This window comes from Parabacteroides sp. CH2-D42-20, assembly GCF_003670185.1.
GTDB lineage: Bacteria > Bacteroidota > Bacteroidia > Bacteroidales > Tannerellaceae > Parabacteroides > Parabacteroides distasonis.
Genome location: NZ_RAYG01000079.1, coordinates 1 through 1,564 on the forward strand (window position 1 = coordinate 1; position 1,564 = coordinate 1,564).

Here is a 1,564-nt window from a genome sequence, read left to right on the forward strand (position 1 = left end):
AAATTCAAGGCAATTAAAACAACTATAAATCAGAGACTTACAAAGATTTGGCAAAGATAAAGGAAATAACGACACGAGCATGACAGATTTGTTAAACGACATATACACAGACGGTTGCAAAACGAAAAAGTACCGTTTATCCGACTTCTTCAATCGGTGGTGGGACGAGTACGCACAGCACCCGGCGGAGTACATCACCCCCGAACAGTACAAGGCGGTGAACGCTATCCGTGTGTGCCGTACAGCCGCTTTGGGGATAGACACATACGTTTGTCCCGATTGTGGAGAAGTACGGGAAATCAGTCATAGCTGTAAGAACCGTTTCTGCCCGTCATGTGGCTGGCGTGACACGTTGAAATGGGCGGCACGCATGAAAGACAAGTTGCTGCGAGTGCCACACCGCCATGTGGTTATGACCTTGCCGCATATATTACTGGACTTGGTGAAGCGCAACAAGAAAGAAATATTGAATATCCTGATGCGCACATCGGCTGAAACCGTTAAGGACTGGATGCAGCACAAGTTCGGCTTGAAAACCGGAGTGATTGCCGTACTGCATACCTACGGGGAAACGAAACAACTCCATGTACACACGCACATGATTATGTCGTGGGGCGGTATTGACAGCAACGGAAAGATTGTCATCCCCGAACGTGATTATGTACATATCCCCTCAATCCGCAAGGTGTTCCGCTACAAGTTTGAAAATGCGCTGATAGGGTTGTTCGACACGGGCAGGCTGGAGCATGACTTCCATGACCGCATGGAGTTTATGGGCTTCATCAAAAAAGTGGCGAACAAAAAGGACTGGATTGTACATTTGGAGCAGCCTATACAGATGCCGGAGCAGGTGATACAGTATGTGGGCAGGTATTCCAAGCGGGCGTGCCTGAGTGAATACAAGATTACGGCAATGGACGGTGAGAACATTTCATTCCGTTACCGTGATTACAGGAACTCACCCGACAGGAGAAACCCGGTTGAAAAGGAACTGACACTGCATTACCGGGAGTTCTTCCCCCGGTTGCTGCAACACGTTCCACTGCGCTATTTCCGCATCGTGAGGTACTACGGCTTCTATTCCAACAAAGGCAACCTGCCGGAAGAATACTTCGGACGGGATGAAAGCGAAATAAAGGAAGCCGAGTTGCAACAGGCAGAAAGTGAATACGAGAACCCGTATTTCTGCGAGCATTGCGGACGGATGAGAGTTTACAGCCACACTACGGTAATGAGTAGTGACATCACATATACGGTTGTACTGGAGCATTGCGACATACACCGGAAAAAAGCGGCATGACAGCAACATGGGATAGCTATGCCTTGCCGTGAACAAAAACAGAAAAATCCCATGAAACGAAAGAAAGGAGAACTGAAAATGAGTGAAATACGGATAAGAGCAGTAATAAAACGAACGGGGTGCAGGCATGAACTTCACACCTCTTTCTGCCGGAAACAGCAGTCTAAAATTGAAGTTCTATATAATATGTAATAGTGTATGGTGGGTAAAACTGCCTTGAACAAGGAAATGAAGCACCTAAACGGTGCATATTTCCGAACCATT

1 protein-coding gene is annotated in these 1,564 nt (G+C 47.1%); it reads left to right on the plus strand.

The window, feature by feature from the left end; genetic code table 11:
- Window positions 1-79: 79 nt before the first annotated feature.
- Window positions 80-1,300 (plus strand): transposase, encoded by a 1,221-nt coding sequence (locus D7V92_RS21785; protein ID WP_121737183.1) that lies wholly within the window; start codon window positions 80-82, stop codon window positions 1,298-1,300.
- The last annotated feature ends 264 nt before the right edge of the window (window positions 1,301-1,564 follow it).